Annotated in this window: 14 protein-coding genes, 2 tRNA genes and 1 riboswitch; of the genes, 9 read left to right on the top strand and 7 right to left on the bottom strand. The window is 73.6% G+C overall.

The genetic code is table 11. The features are described from left to right. Positions 1 to 69: 69 nt before the first annotated feature. On the top strand, positions 70 to 2,208 hold the full coding sequence (locus tag RLT58_RS16615) for an FG-GAP repeat domain-containing protein (RefSeq protein WP_311311169.1): 2,139 nt from the start codon (positions 70 to 72) through the stop codon (positions 2,206 to 2,208). 98 nt (positions 2,209 to 2,306) lie between these two features. Next, a tRNA-Lys gene (locus tag RLT58_RS16610) sits at positions 2,307 to 2,380 on the top strand. 76 nt (positions 2,381 to 2,456) lie between these two features. Here the strand turns inward: RLT58_RS16610 and RLT58_RS16605 are convergent. Continuing rightward, entirely contained in the window at positions 2,457 to 2,867 is a 411-nt protein-coding gene (locus tag RLT58_RS16605; protein WP_311311168.1) for an SHOCT domain-containing protein, read from the bottom strand. 157 nt (positions 2,868 to 3,024) lie between these two features. Between RLT58_RS16605 and RLT58_RS16600 the strand changes: the two genes are divergently transcribed. The 4 genes from RLT58_RS16600 (at position 3,025) to RLT58_RS16585 (ending at position 7,113) form a co-directional block, all read left to right on the top strand. After that, positions 3,025 to 3,098, top strand: a tRNA-Met gene (locus RLT58_RS16600). A gap of 206 nt (positions 3,099 to 3,304) precedes the next feature. Then, complete coding sequence (locus RLT58_RS16595) at positions 3,305 to 4,426, top strand: PP2C family protein-serine/threonine phosphatase (RefSeq protein ID WP_311311167.1); 1,122 nt, start codon at positions 3,305 to 3,307, stop codon at positions 4,424 to 4,426. A 266-nt stretch (positions 4,427 to 4,692) separates the two neighbouring features. Beyond that, positions 4,693 to 4,847: riboswitch (cyclic di-AMP (ydaO/yuaA leader) on the top strand. 11 nt (positions 4,848 to 4,858) lie between these two features. Then, positions 4,859 to 6,010 (top strand): M23 family metallopeptidase, encoded by a 1,152-nt coding sequence (locus RLT58_RS16590; protein ID WP_311311166.1) that lies wholly within the window; start codon positions 4,859 to 4,861, stop codon positions 6,008 to 6,010. Between the two features lie 158 nt (positions 6,011 to 6,168). After that, positions 6,169 to 7,113, top strand: coding sequence for an aldo/keto reductase (locus RLT58_RS16585; protein WP_311311165.1), 945 nt, complete (start codon positions 6,169 to 6,171; stop codon positions 7,111 to 7,113). Here RLT58_RS16585 and RLT58_RS16580 read toward each other — a convergent pair. The 4 genes from RLT58_RS16580 to RLT58_RS16565 all read right to left on the bottom strand — a co-directional run bounded on the left by RLT58_RS16580 (position 7,110) and on the right by RLT58_RS16565 (position 12,635). Further along, entirely contained in the window at positions 7,110 to 8,714 is a 1,605-nt protein-coding gene (locus tag RLT58_RS16580; RefSeq protein WP_311311164.1) for a PrsW family glutamic-type intramembrane protease, read from the bottom strand. The genes RLT58_RS16585 and RLT58_RS16580 overlap by 4 nt on opposite strands. A gap of 78 nt (positions 8,715 to 8,792) precedes the next feature. Then, on the bottom strand, positions 8,793 to 9,638 hold the full coding sequence (gene trmB, locus RLT58_RS16575) for a tRNA (guanosine(46)-N7)-methyltransferase TrmB (RefSeq protein ID WP_399131899.1): 846 nt from the start codon (positions 9,636 to 9,638) through the stop codon (positions 8,793 to 8,795). 4 nt (positions 9,639 to 9,642) lie between these two features. Beyond that, on the bottom strand, positions 9,643 to 10,899 hold the full coding sequence (gene lhgO / locus RLT58_RS16570) for an L-2-hydroxyglutarate dehydrogenase (RefSeq protein WP_311311162.1): 1,257 nt from the start codon (positions 10,897 to 10,899) through the stop codon (positions 9,643 to 9,645). Between the two features lie 104 nt (positions 10,900 to 11,003). Further along, positions 11,004 to 12,635: an NsdA family TPR-like regulatory protein gene (locus RLT58_RS16565; RefSeq protein ID WP_311311161.1), complete on the bottom strand. Its 1,632-nt coding sequence runs from the start codon at positions 12,633 to 12,635 to the stop codon at positions 11,004 to 11,006. Between the two features lie 1,283 nt (positions 12,636 to 13,918). Here RLT58_RS16565 and RLT58_RS16560 point away from each other — a divergent pair. Both RLT58_RS16560 and RLT58_RS16555 read left to right on the top strand, forming a co-directional pair. Next, the gene (locus RLT58_RS16560) at positions 13,919 to 16,039 is read left to right on the top strand and encodes an asparagine synthase-related protein (RefSeq protein WP_311311160.1); all 2,121 of its coding nucleotides are present in this window, start codon (positions 13,919 to 13,921) and stop codon (positions 16,037 to 16,039) included. 73 nt (positions 16,040 to 16,112) lie between these two features. Beyond that, positions 16,113 to 19,448: an ATP-binding protein gene (locus tag RLT58_RS16555; protein WP_311311159.1), complete on the top strand. Its 3,336-nt coding sequence runs from the start codon at positions 16,113 to 16,115 to the stop codon at positions 19,446 to 19,448. Positions 19,449 to 19,514: 66 nt separating this feature from the next. Here RLT58_RS16555 and RLT58_RS16550 read toward each other — a convergent pair whose 3' ends face one another. Together RLT58_RS16550 and RLT58_RS16545 are read right to left on the bottom strand one after the other, a co-directional pair. Further along, positions 19,515 to 21,524: a sigma-70 family RNA polymerase sigma factor gene (locus tag RLT58_RS16550; RefSeq protein ID WP_311311158.1), complete on the bottom strand. Its 2,010-nt coding sequence runs from the start codon at positions 21,522 to 21,524 to the stop codon at positions 19,515 to 19,517. Between the two features lie 319 nt (positions 21,525 to 21,843). After that, the gene (locus RLT58_RS16545) at positions 21,844 to 22,746 is read right to left on the bottom strand and encodes a TetR/AcrR family transcriptional regulator (protein WP_311311157.1); all 903 of its coding nucleotides are present in this window, start codon (positions 22,744 to 22,746) and stop codon (positions 21,844 to 21,846) included. A 419-nt stretch (positions 22,747 to 23,165) separates the two neighbouring features. Here RLT58_RS16545 and RLT58_RS16540 point away from each other — a divergent pair, with 419 nt between their 5' ends. Then, positions 23,166 to 24,482 (top strand): NAD(P)/FAD-dependent oxidoreductase, encoded by a 1,317-nt coding sequence (locus RLT58_RS16540; RefSeq protein WP_399131897.1) that lies wholly within the window; start codon positions 23,166 to 23,168, stop codon positions 24,480 to 24,482.

The raw sequence follows: 24,482 nt of genomic DNA, 5'->3' as shown, positions 1-24,482 counted from the left end.
ACCCGGTCGGCACGGACACCGGCCGCGCACACCCGCAGGACTCGATCCGTCACCCGGGAGGGGATTTCTTTGACCACGTCCGTCCGAGGCCGTGCCGCGCTGGCGGTTGCGGTGGCGGGGGCCACCCTGTTCGCCGCTGCGGGCGCCGTCCCGGCGACGGCCGCGGGGCCGGCCCCGGCCGCCGTGGCGACCACGGGCGTCCACGGCCTCGACTTCCAGGGGGGCCGGCTGGTCACCGTGGAGCGGAGCGCCTCCGGCGACCAGATGGTCTATGAGCGCGGGGTGTCGGCCGACGGCACGACCGCGGGGGCGCGCGAGAGCCTCGCCTTCGCCGGGACGTACGCCAACGGTGCACACCTCAGGACCGTGCCCTGCGACAACGGCGGCTGCGTCGGGCTGGTCGCCTCGGGCCGCGGGGACGTCGGCGTGGTGTTCGTCGACGGCGACGACGCCGGGACCGAGAGCGTGCAGTTCCGGGCGCCGGGGAACTCGTACCGCGGGACCGGGGTCCACTACCCCGCCGGCACCGCGAAGATCGTGGACCTGACCGGCCGCGCGTACGCGGTCGAGGGCGGCTCGCCCGCCCGGCAGCAGGCGGGCGTGTACCCGGGCTACACGTCGACCGCCGATCCCATCGTCCGCACCCCGACCGCGGCCTCCGTCTGGGGCACCTCGCTCTGGGCGGCGGCCTCCGCCACCGGCGCGCTCACCGCGACCGGCCTGGAGACCTCCAAGGTCGTGGAGAAGGCCGCCACCGGCGCCCCCTGTGTGATCAAAGAGGTGCGCGCGGTCGGCCGCTGGGTCTACTGGAACTGCGGCACCACGGGTGCGGCGGGGGTCTACGACCGGACGGCGAAGAAGTCGTTCACCGTGCCGTCCGGCCCCGCCCTCGTCGGCGACGGCTATCTCGTCCGGCACGACCGGACGGCGGGCAAGCTGCTGCTGACCGACTTCCACACGGGCACGGCGGCGGCCCCCCGCGCGGTGGCGGATCTGCCCGCCGGGAAGACCGCCGACCAGCGGCGGCTGACCTGGGCAGTGGACAAGTTCGGCGGGGACATCGCGTACGTGGATGCCGCGCAGACGCTCCACATCGTGCCCAGCGGGGTGCCCGCGCAGCCCCTGGCGAAGCTCGCCTCCGACGTCGGCGGTGACTCCGTCGACATCAAGGGCGTCAACGGTCTGTCGGCCTGGCTCAGCACCTGGCAGTTCAGCAAGCCCGTCACCTGGACCTACACCGTCAAGGACCCGACCGGCCGTACGGTGCGCACCCTCAAGGGCGACTCCGGTACCGAGGCGGACGTCGCCTGGGACGGCAGGACGGACGCGGGCGGTTACTCGCTGAACGGCCGGCACACCTGGAGCCTGAAGGCGACGGCCGAGGACGGGGCAGGTACGTACACCACCAGCGGGGCCGTCTACCTGGGAGGCGGTAGGGCGGGCTTCCACGACCAGGGTGGCCTGAGCACCGGAGACCTCGTCACCCTCAACTCCTCGGGCGGCCTGACCGTCCAGTTCGGGCAGGACCCGGGCACCTTCAGCGGCAAGAAGTCCGGCTCCGGCTGGCCGGCCGGCACGCTGGCCGTCCCGTTCACGGACACCGGCAGCGATCGCTGCTCCGAGCTGCTCGTACGGATGCCGGGCGGCGAACTGCGCCAGTACGCCGGCCGCTGCGGCACCTCGGGCTACACGCCGGGCGGCAAGCACACCGTGATCGGCGGCGGCTGGCAGCAGTACGACGTGCTGACCTCGCCCGGCGACCTCAACGGCGACGGCCGGTCCGACCTCGTGGCCCGTCAGACGTCCACCGGCGACATGTACTTCTACGCGGGCGCGCCCGGCGGGAAGTTCGCCGTGAAGACCCGGATCAACACCGACTGGCGGACGTACGCCCAGATCGCCGGCGTCGGCGACATCACCGGCGACGGCATCCCCGACCTGCTCGGCCACGACCGCAACGGCGGCCTGTGGCGCTACGACGGCCTGGGCAACGGCCGCTTCGCGCCCCGGGTGAAGGTGTTCTCCGACTGGGGCTCCACCTACAACGCCATGGTGGGCGTCGGCGACCTGAGCGGCGACGGCAGGAACGACATCGTCCTGCGCGACCCGGCGGGCAATCTGTTCCGCAACAACGGCAACGGCAAGGGCTCGTTCGGCGCCCGCACCCGGATCGCCACCGGCTGGCAGACGTACAAGGGCATCTTCTGATCCCCTGAGCGGCTCCCCTCCCCGGTGACGGGGCCGCGCAGCCGATACCCGATCGGCTGCGCGGGCGGGGCGGGCTATGCTCGGGGGTGATTCGCCGAGGGCCGTTAGCTCAATTGGTCAGAGCAGCGGACTTTTAATCCGTTGGTTGTGGGTTCGAGTCCCACACGGCCTACCTCGCGGCCCCGGGCCGGCACTGCGCCGGTCCGGGGCCGCTCTGTGTCCGTGTCCGGGTGCGCCCCCGGCTCGCGTCAGACCAGGAGCTTCGTCTTCGCCCGCTGGTACTCCTCGTCCGAGATCGCGCCCTTGTCCTTGAGGTCGGCGAGTTTCGCCAGGTCCTCGACGTGGCTGCTCTTCGAGGAGCCGCCGCCCTCGCCGGTGCCGGCGGCGTCCCGTACGTACGCCTTGAATGCCGCGTCCCGCTCCTTCGCTTCCTTCACGTCGCGCTTGCTCATGGACTTGCCGCGGGCGATCACGTAGATCAGGACGCCGAGATACGGCAGCACCAGGGCCAGGATCAGCCAGCCGGCCTTGGCCCATCCGCCCAGGTCGTCGCTGCGGAAGATGTCCATGATGACCCGGAACAGCAGGAACAGCCACATGATCCACAGGAAGAACCAGAGCATCGTCCAGAACAGGTTGAGCAGGGGGTAGTCGTCCATGGTCCACTCCAGGCGCCGCGTCGAATGGCTGATTCCGAAAGCCGAATCCGAAAACAGTCATATCACCGCATTTACCCCCTCGCCCGTCGGTGGCGGCCCGCCCGCCGCGACCGTGGTCATGAGTGCGCCGAACATGCCGTAGAGTTGTGTTTACCGACGCGGGGTGGAGCAGCTCGGTAGCTCGCTGGGCTCATAACCCAGAGGTCGCAGGTTCAAATCCTGTCCCCGCTACTGAAGAATCAGGCCCGGCATGCATACAGCGTGCCGGGCCTGATTCGTTGAGGGGTACCCCCCATTGGCCGACGAGGAGTCGCCCCGCGACTCCGGTCCGGGAAGGCTGGGAGTGGTGCGCGGTACCGTCCGCGGCCGTGGGTGCACCGGGCAGGAGACCACAGGTGGGGATGCGGGAGCAGCAGCGGAGGGGACATCCCGGAGGCGTGGGGACCCGCCGGTTCGTCCGGGCGCTGCCCGCGCTGATGATCGTCGTGGGTGTGCTGTTCGACTTCCTCACCCCGCCCGTCTTCACGGCCGTGCCGATGTTCGCGGCCGCCCCGCTGATCGCCGCTCCGTTCTTCACGCTGGGCAGCACGGTCCGGGTCGGGATCGCCGCGCTGCTCGCCGTCGCCGTGAAGGTGCTGTACGGCGGCACCCTGCCGGGCGTGGTCCTCACCAGTGAACTGCTCACCGTCCTCACGGTCTCGGTGCTCGCCGTCGTGATCAACGGGGTCGTGCGGCGCAGCAACGAGCAGCTGGCCTCGGCCCGGGTCATCGCGGAGACCGCCATGCGGGCGGTGCTGCCCACCCCGGCCGAGCGGATCGGCGGTCTCCAGGTGGCGGCGCGCTACGAGGCGGCGCAGGCGGACGAGTTCGTCGGCGGCGACCTGTTCTCGGTGACCGACACCCCGCAGGGCGTGCGGCTGGTGGTCGGTGACGTACGGGGCAAGGGGCTGGACGCGGTCGAGGCGGTGGCGATCGTCATCGGCGCGTTCCGGGAGGCGGCCGAGCAGGAGAAGTCGCTGGAGGGCGTGGCGCAGCGGCTGGAGCGCGCGCTGGCCCGCGAGTCGAGCCGGCAGGGCGGTCTCGACGCCGTCGAGGGGTTCATCACCGCCGTGCTCGCGGAGATCCCGCCGGGTGCCCCGCTGGTACGGATCGTCAACCGCGGCCACCCCGAGCCGCTGCTGCTGCACAAGGACGGGGCGCTGGAGGTGCTGGCGCCCTCGGTGCCCGCGCTGCCGCTCGGCATGGACCTGGGTGTCTGGCCGGACCGCGCGGACGAGTGGCAGCTGCCGGACGGGGGGACGCTGCTGTTCTACACGGACGGCCTCTCCGAGGCCCGCAACGCGGAGGGTGTCTTCTACGACCCGGCGGAACGGCTGCGCGGGCGGCTCTTCCCGGGGCCCGAGGAGCTGCTGTCCGCGCTGACCGACGACGTACGGCTGCACACCGGGGGCGAGTCGACGGACGACATGGCGCTGCTCGCGGTCGTCCGGCCGGCGAAGGGGCAGCCCGACCGGCGCAGGACCGTGAAGATCGTGGGTCTGGGCGAGGGTGCCGGATGACCTGCGGGGCACGGGAAGGCGCGGGCCGTGGGACGGTGCCACCGTCCGTAGTCGAAGGACACCCCTCCGCATAACATTTGACGCAACGTCAGAAATAGGGTCGTGTCCGACGGGTGTTCAACTCGCCCGATTCCACCCGGTTGTGTCCCGTAAAGTCCAGGCCAAAGACGTGAACGATCAGTGGGAACAGCTTGGAATCGGACCCGTCTGTCTATTAACGTTCGATAACGCAGCGCGGTTGTCCCAGCCGCCGTCAGTGGCGGCACCGTGCGCGAGCGCCGAATTCCGCAAGGGAACCGGGGAACCACCTACATGGGGTGAATCGGGCATCTCTGTCTTGCTCATGAGACGGAGGCACCCGTAGGAGACCTTCCTGCTCCGAACCCGTCAGCTAACCCGGTAGGCGAGAAGGAAGGAAAGGAGTGCGCCCCCGTGGCGTCCAACAAGCCTGCCCCCGAATCACCCTCCCGGTTCGTGCCCGAGTACAGCCATGACTTCACGGCCGGGCCCGGCACCGCGTTCGGTCCTGATCACGGGAGCGACTACGGCACCGATCGGGGCAGCGACTTCGGCAACGGCTTCCGCGCCGACGAGGCCGAGGCCGACCGGGCCTGGGAGGAATGGAATCCCACCGAGGAGTCCGTCCGTCCCGTGCGCGGCAAGCACCGCGTCGCCAAGCAGCGCAATGGTCTGGCCCGCAGCTCCACCGTCCTCGGCGTCGGTGTCATCGCGGCCGTCGGTGCGGGTGGCATGGCCACCGCGCAGAGCAAGCCGCCGGTCTCCATCTCTCTTCCCGATTCCATCGCGGACAATCTCCCCGACGCCAAGTCCCTCCCGGGCGTGAGCGCGTTGTTCTCGGGCGAGTCCGACGCCGGGAAGCCCGAGACCGCGACCGCCTCCGCCCCCCTGACCACCGCCGGCATCACCACCGCCGAGGCCGAGCAGGGCACCACGGACGCCGGTGAGGCGCTCCGCGCCCGCATCCTCCAGCAGGCCGAGCAGCAGCAGGGCGCCGCCGACGCCGAGGCCAAGGCGGCCGAGGAGAAGGCCGCCGCGGAGAAGGCGGCCGCCGAGGCGAAGAAGCAGCAGGACGCCGCCGAGGCCAAGGTCGCCGCCGAGAAGAAGAAGGCGGCCGAGGAGGCCAAGAAGAAGGCCGAGGCGCTGCGGCTGGCCAAGCTCGCCGCCAGCTACTCGCTGCCCACCACCTCGTACACGATCACCTCGACGTTCGGCGAGGCCGGTTCGATGTGGTCCTCCGGCTATCACACGGGCCTCGACTTCGCGGCGCCGACCGGTACGCCGATCAAGGCCATCCACAGCGGCACGATCAAGTCGGCCGGCTACTCGGGCTCGTACGGCTACCGCACGGTCCTGGAGCTGGAGGACGGCACGGAGCTGTGGTTCTGCCACCAGTCCTCGATCGATGTCGCGGTCGGCCAGAAGGTCACCACCGGCGACACCATCGGACGCGTCGGCGCGACCGGCAACGTGACCGGACCCCACCTCCACCTGGAGGTCCACACCCCCGACGGCACGGGCATCGACCCGATGGCCTGGCTGCGCGCCCGGGGCCTCACGGTCTGACCGCCCCCCGGCCGGATTCCCGGCCGCCCCGACCCCGGCAGTCCTGACGCTCACCCCCCGACGTCAGGGCTGCCGGTCTGCGCCGGCCGGCCCGCTCCCGCCGGATTGGGTGTACACGGCATGGAAAAGCGGAGCGGTCGGAACCGGTTGTTCCACCCATGACTTCACTTCGCAAGCTCGGCTCGTCCGACCTCCAGGTCTTCCCGCTCGCCCTCGGCGGCAACGTCTTCGGCTGGAGCGCGGACGAGGACCGCTCGTTCGCCGTTCTCGACGCGTACGCTGCGGCCGGCGGGAACTTCATCGACACCGCCGACGCCTACTCCTCCTGGGTGGAGGGCAACGAGGGCGGCGAGTCGGAGACGATCATCGGCAAGTGGCTGGCCGCGCGCGGCAACCGGTCCGACATCCTGGTGGCCACCAAGGTCGGCGCCCACCCCGCGTACAAGGGGCTCTCGGAGACCACCATCAAGGCCGCCGCCGAGGAGTCGCTGCGCCGGCTCGGCACCGACCACATCGACCTCTACTACACGCACTTCGACGACGAGACCGTGCCCGTCGAGGAGATCATCACCGCCCTCGACCAGCTTGTGAAGGACGGCAAGGTCCGCGAGATCGCCGCCTCCAACATCAGCCCGGAGCGGCTGCGCGCCTCGCTCGAGTTCTCCGAGCGCGAGGGGCTGGCCCGCTATGCGGCGCTCCAGCCGCACTACAACCTGGTCTCCCGCGACACCTACGAGGGCGAGCTCCAGGACACCGCGGCCGAGGCCGGGCTCGCGGCCGTCCCGTACTTCGCGCTGGCCTCCGGCTTCCTCACCGGCAAGTACCGTCCGGGGACCTCGGTGGACAGCGTCCGGGCCGGAAAGGCGGGCGCCCACCTGGATTCGGAGCGCGGACAGAAGGTCCTGGCCGCACTCGACGCGGTGGCGCGGGAGCGGGACGCGGAGATCGCGACCGTGGCGCTGGCGTGGCTCGCGTCCCGGCCGACGGTCGCCGCACCGATCGCCTCCGCCCGTACGGTCGAGCAGCTTCCGGCCCTGCTGGCGGTCGCCGACCTGCGGCTGACGGACCAGGAACTGACCACGCTCACCGAGGCCTCCGCCTAGGACTGCGGCGGGGGGTTGTGGCCGTACCCGTACGGCGGGGCGGGGTTGTACGGCGCGGTGCCGTAGGGCTGCTGGCCGTACTGGGGGCTGCCGTACTGCTGCGCGGGGTACGGGCCGGCGCCGTACTGCGGCGGGGCGTACGGGTACGGGGCATGGCCGCCGTAGGGCTGCCCGTATCCGTACCCCTGGTACGGGCGGGGCTGCGGGGGCAGGTGGGCGGGGCGCAGCCGGCCCGTGGTCCGGGCCGCGAAGACCAGGGCGGGGCCGGCGATCTGTCTGCGCTGCCACAGGTGGTGCAGCAGCTCCAGCTCGCGTTCGGCGTAGTCCGGGCCCGCTGTGCCCCGGCGGGCCTGCCGGCGCAGCAGCGCCAGTGATGTCGCGAACGCCTCGTACTCGCCGACCGTACGGGCCGCCGCCCTGCCGTGCTCCCGGGCCCGGCCCGCCGCCGACGCGGGTGTCTGCGGCGCGTGATGCGCGGGGGCGTAGGGGTGTGCGGCGGCTGCCGCCGCCTCGTGCAACTGGCGTGCCGCCTCCCGGGCCTTGCCCCGGGTCCGCATCGAGGACAGGGCGAGCGGTTCGACGGGGGACAGCCAGCCGGCCGCGGCGTACGCGGGCAGCTCGACCGCGAGGGTGCGCAGCTCGCGCTGGCGGGACCAGATCGCCAGCCAGGTCACCAGCCCGAAGACCGGGACCATGAAGGCCCCGTAGACGGCGTAGAAGCCGTACGGGCCGAACGTCGACGAGCCGTTCCACAGGGCGTGCATGCCCATCGCGAGGACCAGGCCCAGCAGCGGGAGGGCGATGCGCCGGGCCCGCTGGTGGTACGCGCTGCTCGCGGCGAGCCCGAAGCCGATGCCGGTCAGCACGGTGAACAGCGGGTGGGCGAACGGCGTCAGCACCACCCGTACGAAGAATGTCGCCGCCGTCACCGAGGCGAAGCCCGCGCCCATCTGCTGGTCCTCGCCGAAGGCGTTGCCCAGATAGAGGATGTTCTCGGTGAACGCGAAGCCCGTCGCGGCGAACCCGGCGACGACCACGCCGTCGACGATCCCGTGGAAGTCCCGTCTGCGGAACAGGAAGAGCAGCAGGACGGCCGCCGCCTTGGCGCTCTCCTCGACGACCGGGGCTATGACCGTGGCCCCCAGGGTGTCCGCGCTGCCCGGGTCGGCCGTGGCGGTGGCGATCCACTGGGTCGCGAAGGAGTTGGCGAGGATCGCGACCAGCGCCGCCGCACAGGCGCCCCAGGCGAAGGCGAACAGCATGTTGCGCCACGGTCCCGGTTCGACCCGGTCGAGCCAGCGGAACGCCGTCATCAGCACCGGTACGGGCAGGACGGCCAGGCCCAGACCGACGAGAAAGCCCTGGGTGCCCGTCTGGTCGCGGACCAGCGCCAGGATCACCAGGCCGCAGAGGGCCAGTGCGGTGAAGACGGCGGCGATGCGGAGCGTCCTGTTCCGCCACAGCAGGCCGACGCGGCGCGGCCGGTAGCGCCACTGGCTCCGCTCCGGCACGGCAGCCAGAATCTCGCCGACCCGCTGCTCCTCGAGCACCGGGACGGCCGGCTGCGACTGCCGCTGCTGCGGAACAGACCCGTCGGACACCCCACGACCCTAACGAGCGGCACCGACAACGGCCATGGCGTGGGGCGGCGTCCGGCGCCGGCCGCCGCGCGCCGGGGGTCAGCTGCGGGCGAAGAGGAGGTCGTGCACGACATGGCCCTTGTCCAGGCCCTGCCCCTCGAACCGGGTCAGCGGCCGGAACGCGGGCCGTGGCGCGTACCCGCCGTCCGCCGCCGTGTTCTCGAAGCGGGGATGGGCGGTCAGCACCTCGAGCATCTGCTCGGCGTACGGCTCCCAGTCGGTCGCGCAGTGCAGGACCGCGCCGGGCTTCAGCCGCTGCGCCACCAGGTCCAGGAACTCCGGCTGGATCAGCCGGCGCTTGTGGTGGCGGGTCTTGGGCCACGGGTCGGGGAAGTAGACCCGCAGCCCGTCCAGGGAGTCCGGCTCCAGCATCTCCCGGAGCAGGATGATCGCGTCCCCGTTGGCGACCCGGATGTTGGACACTCCGTTCCGGTCCGCGAGACCGAGCAGATTGCCCTGGCCGGGGGTGTGCACATCGACGGCGAGGATCCCGGTGCCCGGGTCGTCGGCCGCCATCTGCGCGGTCGCCTCTCCCATGCCGAAACCGATCTCCAGGACCACCGGGAGCCCGTCGAACAGCTCGCCCAGATCCAGGACGCGCAGCCCGTCGATGTCCAGGCCCCACTTGGGCCAGAGCCGCTCCAGGGCGTCCTGCTGGCCGGGGGTGACCCGGCTGCGGCGCGGCTGGAAGCTGCGGATCCGGCGCTCGTGGTGCGAGCCGGCCGGATCGGCCGCGGGGCCGCCGGGGAAGCGGGGCTCCTGGCGCAGCCGGCGGGCGCGGTCCATGGCCGCGGCGCGCAGGTCGTCGGGGATCCCGGCGGTGGCGGGAGCGACGCCGTCCGTCTCGGCGGGGGTGCCGTCGGGCGTCGTGGGGGAGGGGTTCATGGGCTCAGACACAATGCCCTGATTCTACGGCGGGCGGCTTCCAGCCCGTCGCCCGTGCCCGCAGCAGGGCCCGGCGCGCCACCTCCCGTCCGATGGGCAGCGAGGCGGTCGCGGCGGGCGACGGGGCGTTCAGCACATGCACCGTGTGCGGGGCCTCGCGGATCAGGAAGTCGTCGACCAGGGTGCCGTCCCGCAGCACTGCCTGGGCCCGCACCCCGGCCGGGGCGGGGCGCAGATCGTCCTCCGTCACCTCGGGCAGGAGCCGTCGCACCGCCGTCGTGAACGCGTGCTTCGAGAGCGAGCGGTGCACCTCGCCCGCCCCGTACCGCCAGTGTCTGCGGGCGATCCGCCACGAGCCCGGCCAGCTCACCGTGTCCAGCACCTCGCGGGGGCGCACGACCGGCCAGCCGTACCCCTCGCGGGCCAGCGCCGGCACCGCGTTGGGTCCGACGTGGACACCGCCGTCGTGGCCCCGGGTGAGGTGGACGCCGAGGAACGGGAACGCCGGGTCGGGCACCGGGTAGACCAGACCGCGCACCAGCTCGGGGCGGGTCAGCTCGTAGTACTCCCCCCGGAAGGGCACGATGCGCATCCCCGGGTCGTCGCCCGCCAGCCGAGCGATCCGGTCGCAGTGCAGCCCCGCGCAGTTGACCAGCACCCGGGAGCGCACCACCAGGCCGTCCGCCGTCCGCACCGCCACGCCCCACGGGCGCCGGTCGATCGCCGTGACCTCCGCGCCGTACCGGATCACGCCGCCGGCGCCCCGCACCTCCTCGGCGAAGCGCGCGGCGACCGCGCCGAAGTCGCAGACCCCCGTCGTGCCCACCCGGATCGCGGCGAGGCCCCGCACCCGGGGCTCGTACTCCGAGATCTGCGCCGGGCCCAGCTCCCGCACCGGCAGTCCGTGCTCCCGGCCGCGCTGCACGAGGGCGTGCAGCCGGGGCAGCTCGTCACGGCGGGTCGCGACGATCAGCTTGCCCGTGATCGCGTGCGCGATGCCGTGCTCCGCGCAGAAGCCGGCCAGCTCGGCGCCGCCGCCCAGCGCGTACCGCGCCTTGAGGGAGCCCGGCGGGTAGTAGATCCCGCTGTGGATCACCCCGCTGTTGCGCCCGGTCTGATGGCGGGCCGGACCCGGCTCCTTCTCCAGCACGGTCACCCTGGTGCCGGGCGCGGTGCGTGTGAGCGCATACGCGGCCGACAGGCCGACGATCCCGCCGCCGATCACCAGCACATCGCAGTCGTACGCCGCGTGCGTCATCATCACGCCACCTCCCACCCCGATAGTGCACTGACCCACTGACAACGCACTCAAACCAGCGCAGGTCAGCGTGGCGCTGCCGGGGCCCCGCAAGGCCCCCGGCCGCCTCAGGCCGGTGCCACCAGGAGGGGGCGGGCGCGCTCCCTCAGCTCCACGACGCGCGGCTCGTCGCCGTAGGGCTCCAGGCGGTGCAGCAGGTCGCGCACGTACTCCGTGGTGCGGGCGGAGGAGATGCGGCCTGCGACCTCCACGGCCCGGGTGCCCGCCGCGCAGGCCGCGTCCAGATTGCCCGACTCCAGCTCGGCGACGGCCGAGACCACGAGCCGCAGCCCGTGCGAGCGGACGAACTCCTCGGTGGGCCGGGACAGCGCCTGTTCGGTGAAGCGCCGCACCTGGCGGGGCGCCTTCAGGTCGAGGTGGCACTCCGCGGCGTCGGCCGCGAATCTGTCGTACGAGTAGAAGCCCAGCCACGACGGGTCCGCGTCGCCGTCCCGGGAGCGCTCCAGCCATCCTTCGGCGGCCTTGAGCGCGGCCCCCGCGGCCGGTGCGTCGTTCGCCTTGGCGTGGGCCCGTGCCTCGACCAGGCGGAAGAAGCTCATGGTGCGGGCGGTCGCCAGCCCCCGGTTGCGCTCGACGGCGGCCTGCGCGAGGTCGACGCCCTCGTCGGCGAAGCCCCGGTAGGTCGCCTGCAGCGACATGGAGGCCAGCACATAGCCGCCGAGCGGGACGTCGGCCGCGGCCCTGGCCAGACGCAGGGCCTGGATGTAGTAGCGCTGGGCCGCTTCCTGCTGGCCCGTGTCGAAGGCCATCCAGCCGGCGAGCCTGGTCAGCTCGGCCGCCGCGCCGAACAGCGCCCGGCCGACCTCGTCGCTGTACGAACCGAGCAGCAGCGGCGCCGCGTCGACGCGTAAGCACTCCGGGACCATCGACGAACGCCAGTCCCCGCCCCCGTACTTGGAGTCCCAGCGGCGGGCGTCCTGCGCGGCCTCGCGCAGCTTGGAGACGTCGCTGTGGCCGACCCGCAGCGACGAGGCGTCGGCCCCGGACTCCGGACCGGGCTGGGCGGGGACGGACACGCTGTTCCCGGGGGCCGGCGGCGTGCCGTGCCCGGGGGCGGGCGGCGCCGAGGAGCCGCCCGGGGCGAGCGCGGTGGCGGGTGCGCCCGGCTGTCCGGGTGCACCGGATGCCAGGGAGGCGTTGTGCGCCCCCGACGCGCCCCGCGCGCCCCGTGTGCCCAGGATCGCGGCCTCGGCCGCCGCCGAGGCGCGTGCCACCGACGGGTCGGCGGGGGATATCAGCCAGCGGGACGCGGGGGTGGCGTAGGCGCTCACGGAGAACGAGCCCGCCAGTGACTGCCAGATCCCGCCACTGCCGGCCCGCCGCCCGGCCAGATCCAGCCGGTACAGCTCGGTCGCCGAACGGACCGCTTCGGCCACATCGCGCGGAAACGCCAGCCCGACCTCCGGCGCCGGGTCGGCGTCGGCGAGCCCGATCTCGTGCAGCGGGACCGGCCGGCCGAGTTTGGCCCCGATCGCGGCAGCGATCAGATGGGGCGCGGCGCCCTGCGGCACCATTCCCTTGGAGACCCACCGGGCCACCGAGGTCTTGTCGTACCGAAGTGTCAGTCCGCGCTGCGCCCCGAGGTCGTTGACCCGCCGGGCGAGCCCGGCGTTGCTGATTCCCGCGAGGGCGAGAACGGTTCCGAGCTTCTCGTTCGGTCCGCGTTGCTCCCTGGACATGCGCCACCCCTCGACACACAGACGGCAGCCGCGTCACCGTGGAGGCGCGCGGCATTCGTACCGTGTTCTCCCCAGGGACGAACCCCGGCACTCCGGCCGCACACGCATTTGGCCGAGCCCCGAGGAATATGCCGCCCTGCTGAGAACATCAGTCAACCCAGCGTAGTTCGCCGCATCCCTACCGTTAAGGGCCGGACGTCCGTATGGCGGGATTGTTGTCCGTACCGGCCACTCGCGGAGAACGACGGGGCGGATGCGAACGCCTGGGGCGGGCGGGGCGGTTGTGGCGAGCGGGAGGCGAAGGAAGCGCGAAGGAAAAGCGGAGGGCACGCGGAGGAAAAGAGGGGGAGCGGGGGAGAGCGGCCTGGGTGCCGTCCCCGGCGGGTCCGTCCCGGCCGGGGGTGGGCCCGCGCGCGCCTCGCCGGGCCGTCGTCAGCCGCGCGGGGGCGGTGCGCCGATCCGCCCGCCGACCAGGGGCGGAACGGTGCATATGACAGGGCGTCCGGGGGGCGCGTCCGCCTGGATCCGGGTCCTCCCGCGCGGCCGGTTCGCGGCGTCCGGGCGTGCCCCGGGTGTGTGGCCGTGCGCCCGGCCGTGCGCTCTGGCCGGGCCCGGAGGGGAGCGCTTCCATGGGTGCTGCGTGGGTCGGCCCGTTGTGCGGGACACAGCGGGCTGGGGGATACCGCCGCCTCATTCCCCGCAGGCGGCGGACCGGTCCGGGAGGTGAACCGTGCCTCCCGGACTGTGCGTCGGGCCGGGCGCCGGAGAGGTGCGTGACGGCCCTCGAAATCGTTCCGGAGCCCGGGTGGAACCCGGCGCACCACCGGGCGGGCCGGGGAGCAAACAGGTTCGAAAACGGTGAAATGGTGGCGTCGCGTTCGGCCTCGGCGGTTCCGGATCGCTCCGAGATTGGCCGAATGTCGTCGGTCGACCGAGGTTGGGCCTGCGGATTCGCGGACATGTCGGCGGCCGTCCGTGCGAGGAACGGGCGGTGGCCGAATCCGGGCCGTTCGGCCGGCGGGTGTACGGGGAACACGACGCGCGGAATCCCAGACTCCGTTGACGCTCCCACCGGCGCGCGCGGGTCGCGTGCCGGATGCCCGGACCGGCGGCCGCCATCCGGCCTTTGCCAGGGGCGCATGCGCTCACGACGTGCGCCGTCCCTGGCCACTCCTGCGCGCCGTTGTCGTGGCAGCATGTCCGCAACGGCGCCGTGCGTCACCGGAGTTCTCCCGGGACCTCTTCCTGCTGCGCCGTTCTGTCCACAGCCTGTGGAGGCGGCGATGCGTTGGTTGGTGGGTTGGAGCAGTATCGCCGCGAGCTTCGGCACGGCCGGAGCGGTCGGTGCCCGTGACGAGGGGCGCACGATGCACCCCGTGGGCTCCCAACTCCTGTGGGGGGACCCGGATCCGCTCTGGGCGGTCGGCGACTGGCGGCCCGACGAGATCCGCACCGTCCGGGTGGACACCGCCGAGGGCGCGCCCACCGTCCGGCTCGCCGTCCTCGGCTGCTGCGGCGCCAGCGACGAACAGCTGCGCGTCGGCCTGCTCGCCGCCCGGGGCGGCGCCCTGCGCCACCTCACCGCCTGGACCGGCAGCTACACGGCCGTCGTCCAGATAGGGCGCAGGATCACCGTCGTCGGGGACCTCGCCGGGGCCCGGCCGGTCTTCTACACCCCGTGGGCGGGCGGCACCGCCTACGCCACCGCCGCGCTCCCGCTCGCCGACCTCATCGAGGCGCAGCTCGACATCGGCCACCTCGCCGCGCTGCTCGCCTGCCCCGAGACCCCGGAGGCGCTGCGCGACGGCACCCCGTACGAGGGCGTGAAGCGCATCCCGCCCGGGCACGCGCTGATCCTCCGCGAGGGCTCGCGGGAGATCACCGGGTACGAGGCGGTGGCCTCCCTCGCCGTGGCCGCGCCCGAGCTCGACCCGGTGAGCGCCGTCGACGGGGTGCGCGACGCCCTGGTCGAAGCCGTGCGCGCCCGCCTCCTGGCCCCGCGCCACGCCCCGGAGACCCTTCCGCCCGACCCCGGCCCGGTCCCCGGCATGGGCCCCGCCGAACGCCGCGCCGCCCGGGGCGCGCCCGTGCCGGGCATCGGCGCGGACCTCTCCGGCGGCAGCGCGTCGGCCACCCTCGCCCTGCTGGCCGCCGGGCTCCCCGGCCTGCCCGGCCTGCCCGGCACGATCCTGGGGCATGGCACGGGCGCGGGGGAGCGGCTGCTAGCCGTCACCTTCAACGACCTGACGACCCGCGCCCACGAGGACGAACTCGAACGCGCCCGGGTCATCGCGGCCAACCCGCGCCTGCACCACGTCGTCGTGGCCGCGGGCGAGGAGGCGCTGCCGTACGCCGAGCTGGACAACGGTCCCCTGACGGACGAGCCCGCCCCCTCCCTCGTCCTCGTCGAACGCCACCGCCGCCGCCTCTCCGCAGGCAGCGCCGACCACTTCGTGGGCGACGGCGCCCGGCAGGTGCTCGACGCGCATCCGGCCCGCCTCGCCGATCTGCTGATCGACCGCAGACGCCGCCACCTGGTGCGCCCGGTCGCCGCGCTCGCCAAGGCCGAAGGCCCCTCCGCGCACTCCCTTTTCGTCCCGCTGACCGTCTACCGGGCGGCCCGCCGGCTGGCCCGTACGTCCTACCGCACCGGCTTGGAGGCAGCCGCCGACCTGCTGCCGGACGCCAACCGCCTCACGCCCGGCCTGGACACCCCCGCCGACGCCTCGCTCGCCGCCCTGGCCTGGTCCCGGCCGGGGCCCGCCGCCCGGTGGCTGACCGGAGAGGCGCTCGCTGAAGTATCGGTTCGCCTCCAGGAGGCGGCGATCCGTCCCACCTCCGTCCAGCGCCCCGGTGAGGCCCGGGCCAGGGCCGCCCTCGCCCGCAACGCGGCCGACCACCGGATCCTGGAGCAGGCCGCCGAGGTCCGCAGCCAGCGGCTGCACGCCCCCTTCCTCGACAACCAGGTCGTACGGGCCGCCCGCGCGCTGCCCGAGTCCCTCCGGGTCCAGCCGGGCGCCCGTGCGGCGATCCTGCGCCGGGTCCTGGCCGGTGCGGGCATCCACGACCTGCCCGCCGGCTGGGGCGCCCCGTCCCAGGCCACCTCGACCGCCGTGGTCCGGACCGGCCTGCGCGCCGCACTGCCCGAGCTGATCGCGCTCTTCGACGCCCCGCTGCTCGCCGACGCGGGCCTGGTCGAGGCCCGCGTCGTACGGAAGGCCCTGCGCGCGGCCTCCGAGGGCGAGCCGCTGCCCCTGGACGGGCTTGCCGACCTCGCCTCCACCGAACTGTGGCTGCGCCGCCTCGTCGCGCGCCGAGGCACCTGCTGGACGGGCACCGCGGCGCCGCGCCAGCGCGCGGTCGCGGGCGGCGTGGTCCCGGCCCGGCGCTCGCTTCAGGGGTAGGAGGAGGGGCCTGCGGCCCCCGCGTGCGGCCTGTTCGCTGCTCACCGGCCCGTGAGCGGGACACAATGGCCGGGTGCGGTATCTGATCCTGGGCGCCACGGAGGCGCGAGACGAGCACGGCGAGGCGCTGCCCCTCGGCGGTACGCGGCTGCGCGCGCTGCTCGCCGCGCTCGCCCTGCGGCCCGGCCGTGCCGTACCGGTCGCCGAGCTCGTGGACGACGTCTGGGCCGGTGACCCTCCGGCGGACGCGCCCGCCGCGCTCCAGGCCCTGGTGGGGCGGCTGCGCCGGGCACTGGGGAAGGACGCGCTGGCCAGTACCCCGGGCGGCTACCGCCTCGCCGCCGGTCCGGAGGACGTCGATCTGTACGTGTTCGAGCGCCTGGTCCGCCAGGGCGGCGCCGAGCTGGACGCGGACGCACCCGACGAGGCCGCCCGCACCCTGCGCACCGCACTGGCCCTCTGGCGCGGCCCCGCGCTGGCCGATCTGCCCGACGGGGACCACGGCCACGCCCTGCGCCCGGAGGGCCACCGGCTGGCCGCCCTCGAACGCCGTATCGAGGCCGACCTGCGCGGTGCGGCGCGGGCCGGGGAGCGGGGGAGCGCGATATCCGCCGCCACGCTGGTCGCCGAGCTGACGGAGCTGACCGCCGCCCACCCCTACGACGAGCGCTTCCGGGCCCAGCTCATCCGGGCCCTGCGCGCCGACGGCCGGCAGGCCGACGCCCTCGCCGCGTACGAGGACGCGCGCCGCACTCTCGCCGACGGCCTCGGCACCGACCCCGGGCCCGAACTGACCGCCCTGCACCACGAATTGCTCACCCCGGCACCCGCCGCACCCCCCACACCCGCCCCGACTGGCACGTTTCACGTGAAACCGCCCCGGGGCAACCTCCGCCCCCGGCTCACCTCCTTCGTGGGGCGCGAGCCGGAACTGCGGACCATCCGCGACGACCTGACCCGGTCCCGGCTGGTCACCCTGACCGGCCCCGGCGGCTCGGGGAAGACCCGTCTGGCCGAGGAGTCCGCAGCGGGCGGCGACCCGGCCGCCGCCCTGCCGCACGAGGTCTGGATCGCCGAGCTGGCCCCGGTGGAGGACCCCGAGGCCGTCCCGGGAGCCGTGCTCAACGCACTCGGACTGCGCGAGACAGCACTCCTGCGCGACAGCGCCCACGACGGCTCCTCCTCCCGCGCGGACCCGGTCGAACTGCTCGTCGACCACCTGGCCCACGGCTCGCGCTCCCGGTCCGTCCTCCTGATCCTCGACAACTGCGAACACGTCATCGGCGCAGCCGCCGCGCTGGCCGAAACCCTGCTGACCCGCTGCCCCCAGCTGCGCGTCCTCGCCACCAGCCGTGAACCGCTCGGCGTCCCCGGAGAGTCCGTCCGTCCGGTCGACCCGCTGCCCGCCGACCCCGCCCACCGCCTGTTCACCGAGCGCGCCCGGGCCGTACGCCCCGGCTTCGACCCCGAGCACGAGCCCGGGCACGATCCGGACGCCGTCGCCGAGATCTGCCGACGGCTGGACGGGCTGCCGCTTGCCATCGAACTCGCGGCCGCCCGGCTGCGGATGCTCGGCCCGCGCCAGATCGCGGACCGGCTCGACGACCGGTTCCGCCTGCTGACGGGCGGCAGCCGGACCGTGCTGCCCCGTCAGCAGACCCTGCGCGCGGTCGTCGACTGGTCCTGGGACCTCCTCGACGAGGACGAACGCACCGCCCTGCGCCAGGTCTCCGTCTTCGCGGGCGGCTGGGACCTGGCCGCCGCCGAAGCCGTCATCGGCACCCCGGCCGGGCCCGGCCGGCAGTCCGCCGCCGACACCGCCGACCTGATCGGCGCCCTGGTCGACAAGTCCCTGGTCGTCGCCACCCCCACCGGGGACGGCGAGATGCGCTACCGCCTGCTGGAGACCATCCACGAGTACGCCGCCGAGCGCTGCGCCGAGACCCCGGGGATACAGGCGGCCGCCGGGGCCGCCCACACCGCGTACTTCCTCTCGCTCGTCGAGGAGGCCGAGCCGCGGCTGCGCTCGGGTGACCAGCTCCCGTGGATCCGGCGCCTGGAGACGGACCTCGACAACATCCGCGCCGCCCTCCAGCGCACCATTGCCGCCGGGCCGGACGGCGAACCGGACGCGTGCCGTCTGGTGCTGGGCATGGGCTGGTTCTGGTGGCTGCGCAACTACCGCCCCGAAGGCCTCGCCTGGACCACGAGAGCCCTGACGCTCGGCCCGGAGCCCGAGGACGCCGAGGACCCCCGGTACTGGCCCCGGATGAACCTCCATCTGCTGTGGTTCTTCTTCGCTGCGGAGAGCGGGGCGGCCGGGATGGACCAGAACAGTCCCGGGGTCCAGGAGCTCGTGGGCCGGGTGGCCGACGCGTTCGCCGCCTCCCCGCCGCACGGCGCCCGGTTCCCCGGACTGCTCTGGCCCATGACCGCGTTCCTCACCGGCACCGCGGAGGACATCCGGCGGAAGATCGACGAGGCCGTCGACAACGCCCGGATCCACGCGGGCGCGTGGGAGTACGGGGTCACGCTGATGTTCCGCACCCACATGATCGTCGACATGCCGGGCGGTATGCCCGGCATCGACGACGACCTCGCCGAGTTGCGCGAGCTGAGCCGGCGCGTCGGCGACCGCTGGATGCGCGCCCAGGTCGCGAGCGCCGCAGCCGAGGCGGGCATGATGCGCGGTCGCTACGAGGAGGCGCGTGTGGCCTTCGAGGAGGCGCTGCTGCTCGCCCGCGAGGTCGGCGCCCACGCCGAGGCCCCGTTCCTGCTGGCCCGCCTCGCCGAACTCCGCTACCGCACGGGTGACCGGGAGGAGGCCACGCGCGTGCTGGACCACTCGGAGGCCGAGGCGGAGCGCCACCAGACGCACGACGCCACCGCGTACGTGCGCTATCTGCGGGCCGTCATGGCGCTCGACCGGGGCGACGCGGTGACCGCCCGCAGGATGCTCGACCGTGCCCAGGAGGAGACCGGGCGCGGCGGCCCGCCGTCCCATTTCACCGTGGCGCTGAAGGGGCTGTCGGCCCGGATCTCCGTGTACGAGCCCGAGCCCGACGGGGGTCCGGCCGCAGGGGTGCGCGGGCTGACGGCGGCCCTGGTCGCGGCGCGGGACGGGCACTGCGCCGAGATCGTCACCGGGTACCTGGCGGACGGTGCGGTGATCGTGCTGCCGCAGGTGGGGCAGCATGCCGCCGCCGTACGCATCCTGGCCGCCGCCGACAGCTGGCGGATCTCCGGCCCCCGGTCCGTGGTGGAGCAGTCCGAGGTGGACGCGGCCGAGCGCACGGCTCGCAAGGAACTGGGTGACGCGCGCTACGAGGAGGAGTCCGCGAAGGGCCGCGAGCTGACCCTCGACGACGTCATCGACCTGCTCCAGGGCATCGTCGCGCGGCTTGAGTGACCCCTGCCCCGGCCGCTGCCGCCCACGCGGTCACGGAGGCCGAGCAGAGGCGGAACAGCCGGGCCGTCAGCTGCAGCTGATGCGGGAATTGGCCCAGTCGGCGAGGGCCACCCCGCCGAAAGCGCCCACCGGCTCCACGACGAGCCTGATCCGCTCCTGACCCGCGATCGAGACGCCGACCGGCACGGCGGGGTCGTCGCCGTTCATCACCGGGGACTGCCACAGCCGCGCCCCGTCCCCGTTGTACACCGAGAACCGCACGGAACCGAGTCCCATGGTCAGGTCGTCGACCCCGACCATCGCCTCGTACCGGGCGCACTGGCGGTTCAGCTGGATGACCACCGAGGAATTGCTGTGGACGGTCACCCCGTGGGCGTACTGCGTGCCGCCGATCGACATCCCCGAACGCTGCCAGACCCAGCTGCTCTCGCCGAGCACCACCTCGGGCTCGGTGTGGTCGCCGAAGAGGGTGTAGCTCAACTCGCTGACCTGGTAGACCTCCGGCGCCGGTGCGGGCGGCGGCGGGGGAGTGGGGGCCGGTGCGGTCGGCGTGGGCTTCGGCTTCGGCGGTACGGGAGCCGGGGGCGCGGGCTTGGGCGGCGGGGTGGGCTTCGGCGTCGGGGTCGGAGTGGGCGTCGGGGTGGGCGTGGGCGCCGGGGTCGGCTTCGCCGGCTCGGGAGCGGGCGGGGCGGGCTTCGGGGCCGCCGGCTTGGTCTTCGGCGGGGTGGGCGAAGGCACCGCCGGGGCCACGGCCGGCGGCTTGGCGGCAGGCTTCGCCTCGGGCCGCGGCTGGTCGTCGCCGACCAGCGCCCACACGAGCCCGGCCGCCGCCGCGACGACGACCGCTGCCGCGATCCCGGCCTTCGCCGGAGCGCCGAGGCCCTCGGAGGCAGCGGCGCCCCCGGCCGAGCCGGCGGAGGAGCCCCCGCCGGTCGCCGCGGCGGCGGCGCCGGCACCCGCGGCACCGGCCGCTCCGCCCGCGACGATCCCGGCGGCCTTGAGGGAGAACCCGGCGGCGAACCAGCCGATGACCGCGACCGGCAGCAGCGCGGGGATCCCGGCGTTGACCTGGGCCAGTTCGCCCGCCGCGAGCCGGCACTTCTCGCACTCGTCCAGATGCCCGCGCAGCCCGCGCTCGGCCCGCATCCGCAGCCCGCCGCGCGCATAGGCGCCGAGCCGGTCGGCATAGCGGGCGCAGTCGCCGCCCGAGGTGAGCGCCTGGCTCACATGGGCCTGGAGATAGGCCTGCTTGAGGCCTTCGCGGGCCCGGCTGGCCAGCACCGAGGTGGCATTCGCGGTCAGACCGAACAGCGGGGCGATGTCGCTGGGCGACTCCTCCTCGACGGTCGTGTGCCACAGCACGGCCTGCCAGCGCTCGGGGAGGCTGCGGAAGGCCTGCATGGCCATCGACTGCTCCGCCTCGTGCATCGCCAGCACATCGGCGCCGAGGTCGAGGGTGTCCGAGTCCGACACCTCCGAGGTGCGCGTGGCCTGCGCGGCGAACGCCGCGAAGTCGTCGACCAGGTGCTCGCGCTTCGCGGTCTTCGTCCAGGCGGCGGCCACATGCCGGACCGCCGTCATCAGATAGGCCCGCACCGCCTCCTCGGGCCCCTTGCCGCCCCGTACCGCCTGAAGGGTCCTGGCGAACACCTCGGCCGTCAGGTCGTCGGCGGTGTGGGCGTCGCGGCAGCAGGTGCGGGCGTAGCGGCGCACGGCCTCCGAGTGGCGGCGGAACAGCTCGTCGTAGGCGAGGTCGTCGCCCTCGCGCATCTGCTGGATCAGCTGTGCGTCGGAGGGCGCGAGCGTGGAGCCCTCGGCCGAGCCGCCGCCCACGCGCTGCATGGGCACGGCCGCCGCGGCATCGAGCTCGTCCGCGCTCCGAGCCGGAGCGTTCTCGACGGGCGCGGGCGGCCAGGGCCCCGGCAGGACCGTTCCGCCGGCGTCGTCGGCGGCAGCCGGACGCCCCGGACCGGCCTGGGTCGGCACCTGGTGCCCGGGCAGGCCGCCCGTCTCCGTACCGTCGCCCGCGGTGGAGACACCGTCGTACGACTCTTCCTGCTGCCCGTCACCGCTCATCGCGGACGCCCCCGTATGCGCTTGCGGACCCGAACACCGGGCAAGCGTGCCACAGAGCGCGGGAACGGCGGACTCCGAGCCCCGGCAACCACTCATCCGGGGCGTTTTCCCGAATGTGAGCACTACCGGCCACTCGTTTGGGGAAGGAGTAACGGGATGTGTTGACAGGGTAGTTGGGAAGCCACGTCATGCGCGGGCCGCCCGAGGGCAGCGTCCGGTAGCCGGTGCGCCCCGCTCCACGCAGGCCGCACCGCCGCACCGCACACTCCTCACACCGACCGCCCGCAGCACCGGCGCACTCCCTTGCTTCTGCTTGCTCCTACTCGGGCCGCGAGCGCAGCCCCTCCAGGAGGATGTCCAGCAGCCGCGAGGACGCGGCGGCCTGCTGCGCCGCGTCCGGCAGCGAAGGCGCCGCCGTCGCGATGACCAGCAGCACATCGGCCACCGTCACATCGCGGCGCAGCTCGCCCGACGTCCGCGCCCGGTCGACCAACCGCCCGACGACCTCCAGCAGTTCGGCCGCGCCGGCGCCGAGGTCCTCGTCCCCGGCCTCCGCCCCGTGGTGCGGATCGGCCACCCGCAGCGTGGCCTTGCCCGCCTCCTGCCGCTGCTGGGGCACCCGGGGTTCCTCCTGCGCGTCACCCGCCTCGGGCTCCGCCGCCCGTACGGCACCGGAGTCGCCGACCACCGTCGAGTCGTCGACGTCCACACCGACCCGCAGTATCTGCGGCGGCAGCAGCCGGCCGGCGCCCGAGGCCACCGACGTCCGCAGGAAGCGCGAGAGCGCCGACCACGGCTCGTCCTCCTGGCCCAGCGCGGATCTGGCCTGGTCGGTCAGCCGGGAGGTCTCCTCCTCGGCTATCCGGCGCACCAGCACGTCCTTGCTGGGGAAGCGGCGGTACACCGTGCCGACACCGACCCTGGCGCGGCGTGCCACGTCCTCCATCGGGGCGCCGTAGCCCAGTTCACCGAACACCTCGCGCGCGGCGCGCAGGACGTGTTCGAGATTGCGCTGTGCGTCCACCCGCAGGGGCGCCGAACGCCCGTGCGCGGCCGATACGCCGGTCTGCGCACCGAGCGCGGTGCCCAGGGTGCTCACCGCGGCCGCCGGTGCGGCGGTCGCGGTGGACCCCACACCGTTCATCGTGCCAACTGCCCCGATTCGTCCGTTCCCTTCGGACGCGACGGCACTGGTCGGCCAATGCGATTCCTGAATATCCATAACTGTTCCCCCGGTTATGACGTCTCCCCCCGGAGACTCCCGCCGTGTCAGTCGAGGGTGGACCACGGTCACCGTCCGACACCCCGACGACATACGAACATAGTTGAGCCCGGCTCAATTCAGAAGGGGGCAGTTCCGCCCGGAGCGCCCCCCGATCGGAGCAAGGACCGGTTGGTCACCGATTGGCCGCAGTGCCGTGCCCCGTACCGCAAGCCCTGACCTGCGGGGCTTTCGTACCGAACGAGCGGTCGGGACCGAGGGCCCGTACCGAACCTCCGGTCACACAATTTGCCGGGGCTGTGGACAAACTCCGGTGCACGTTGCGTCATGGGGTGGTGATGGCTTCAGTTTCCGGGGGAACACCCCCCGGCCCTCCGCCGGGTGTGCGCATTCTCGTCGTCGGCGGCGGCTACGTCGGGATGTACACAGCGCTGCGTCTCCAGCGGAAGCTGAAGCACCGACTGAGAAGCGGCGAGGCCGAGATCGTCGTCGTCACACCCGAGCCCTATATGACGTATCAGCCGTTTCTTCCCGAGGCCGCCGCCGGCTCGATCTCGCCCCGCCATGTCGTCGTACCGCTGCGCCGCGTCCTGCCGCACTGCACCATCGTCATCGGCGAGGCCCAGCGCATCGACCACGCCAAGCGCACCGCGACCGTCACCACCCTCGCCACCGGCGAGGACGGCACCGGCGCCCTGGAGATCGCGTACGACGAACTGGTCCTGGCACCCGGCTCCGTCTCGCGCACCCTCCCCGTCCCCGGCCTCGCCGACCACGGCGTCGGCTTCAAGACGATCGAGGAGGCCATCGGCCTGCGCAACCACGTCATCGAGCAGATGGACATCGCCTCCGCCACCCGCGACCCGGCCATCCGCGACGCGGCCCTCACCTTCGTCTTCGTCGGCGGCGGCTACGCCGGGGTCGAGGCCCTCGCCGAGCTGGAGGACATGGCCCGCTACACCTCGCGGTACTACCACAACATCAAGGCCGAGGACCTGAAATGGATCCTCGTCGAGGCCACCGGCCGCATCCTGCCCGAGGTCGGGGAGTCGATGGGCCGGTACGCCGTACGGGAGCTGCGCGGCCGCAACATCGACGTACGGCTCGACACCCGGCTGGACTCCATCGAGGACCGGGTCGCCGTGCTCAGCGACGGCTCCCGCTTCCGCACCCGCACGCTCGTGTGGACCGCGGGCGTCAAGCCCTCGCCCCTGCTCGCCGCCACCGACCTGCCGCTCGACGAACGCGGCCGGCTGGTCTGCACCGCCCGGCTCACCGTCGAGGGGACGGAACACGCCTGGGCCGCCGGGGACGCGGCAGCCGTCCCCGACCTGGCCGCCGGTGAGCCCGGCCGGCAGACCGCCCCCAACGCCCAGCACGCCGTCCGCCAGGCCAAGGTCCTCGCCGACAACCTCGTCGCCGCGATCGACGGCGGACCGCTGACCGAATACCGGCACAGCTACGCGGGCTCCGTCGCCTCCCTCGGCCTCCACAAGGGCGTCGCCCACGTCTACGGACGCCGCCTCAAGGGCTATCCGGCCTGGCTGATGCACCGCATGTACCACCTGAGCCGCGTCCCCACCTTCAACCGCAAGGCACGGGTCCTGGCCGAATGGACCCTCGCCGGCCTCTTCAAGCGCGAGATCGTCTCCCTGGGCTCCCTGGAGCACCCCCGCGCCGAGTTCGAACTCGCCGCGGGCAGGCGTCCGCGGCCCGACGGCGACGACTGTCAGTAG

Source organism: Streptomyces sp. ITFR-16, from assembly GCF_031844705.1.
Taxonomy (GTDB): domain Bacteria; phylum Actinomycetota; class Actinomycetes; order Streptomycetales; family Streptomycetaceae; genus Streptomyces.
Note: the sequence above shows the minus strand (reverse complement) of the source record. Positions and strands in the feature narration are given on the sequence as shown.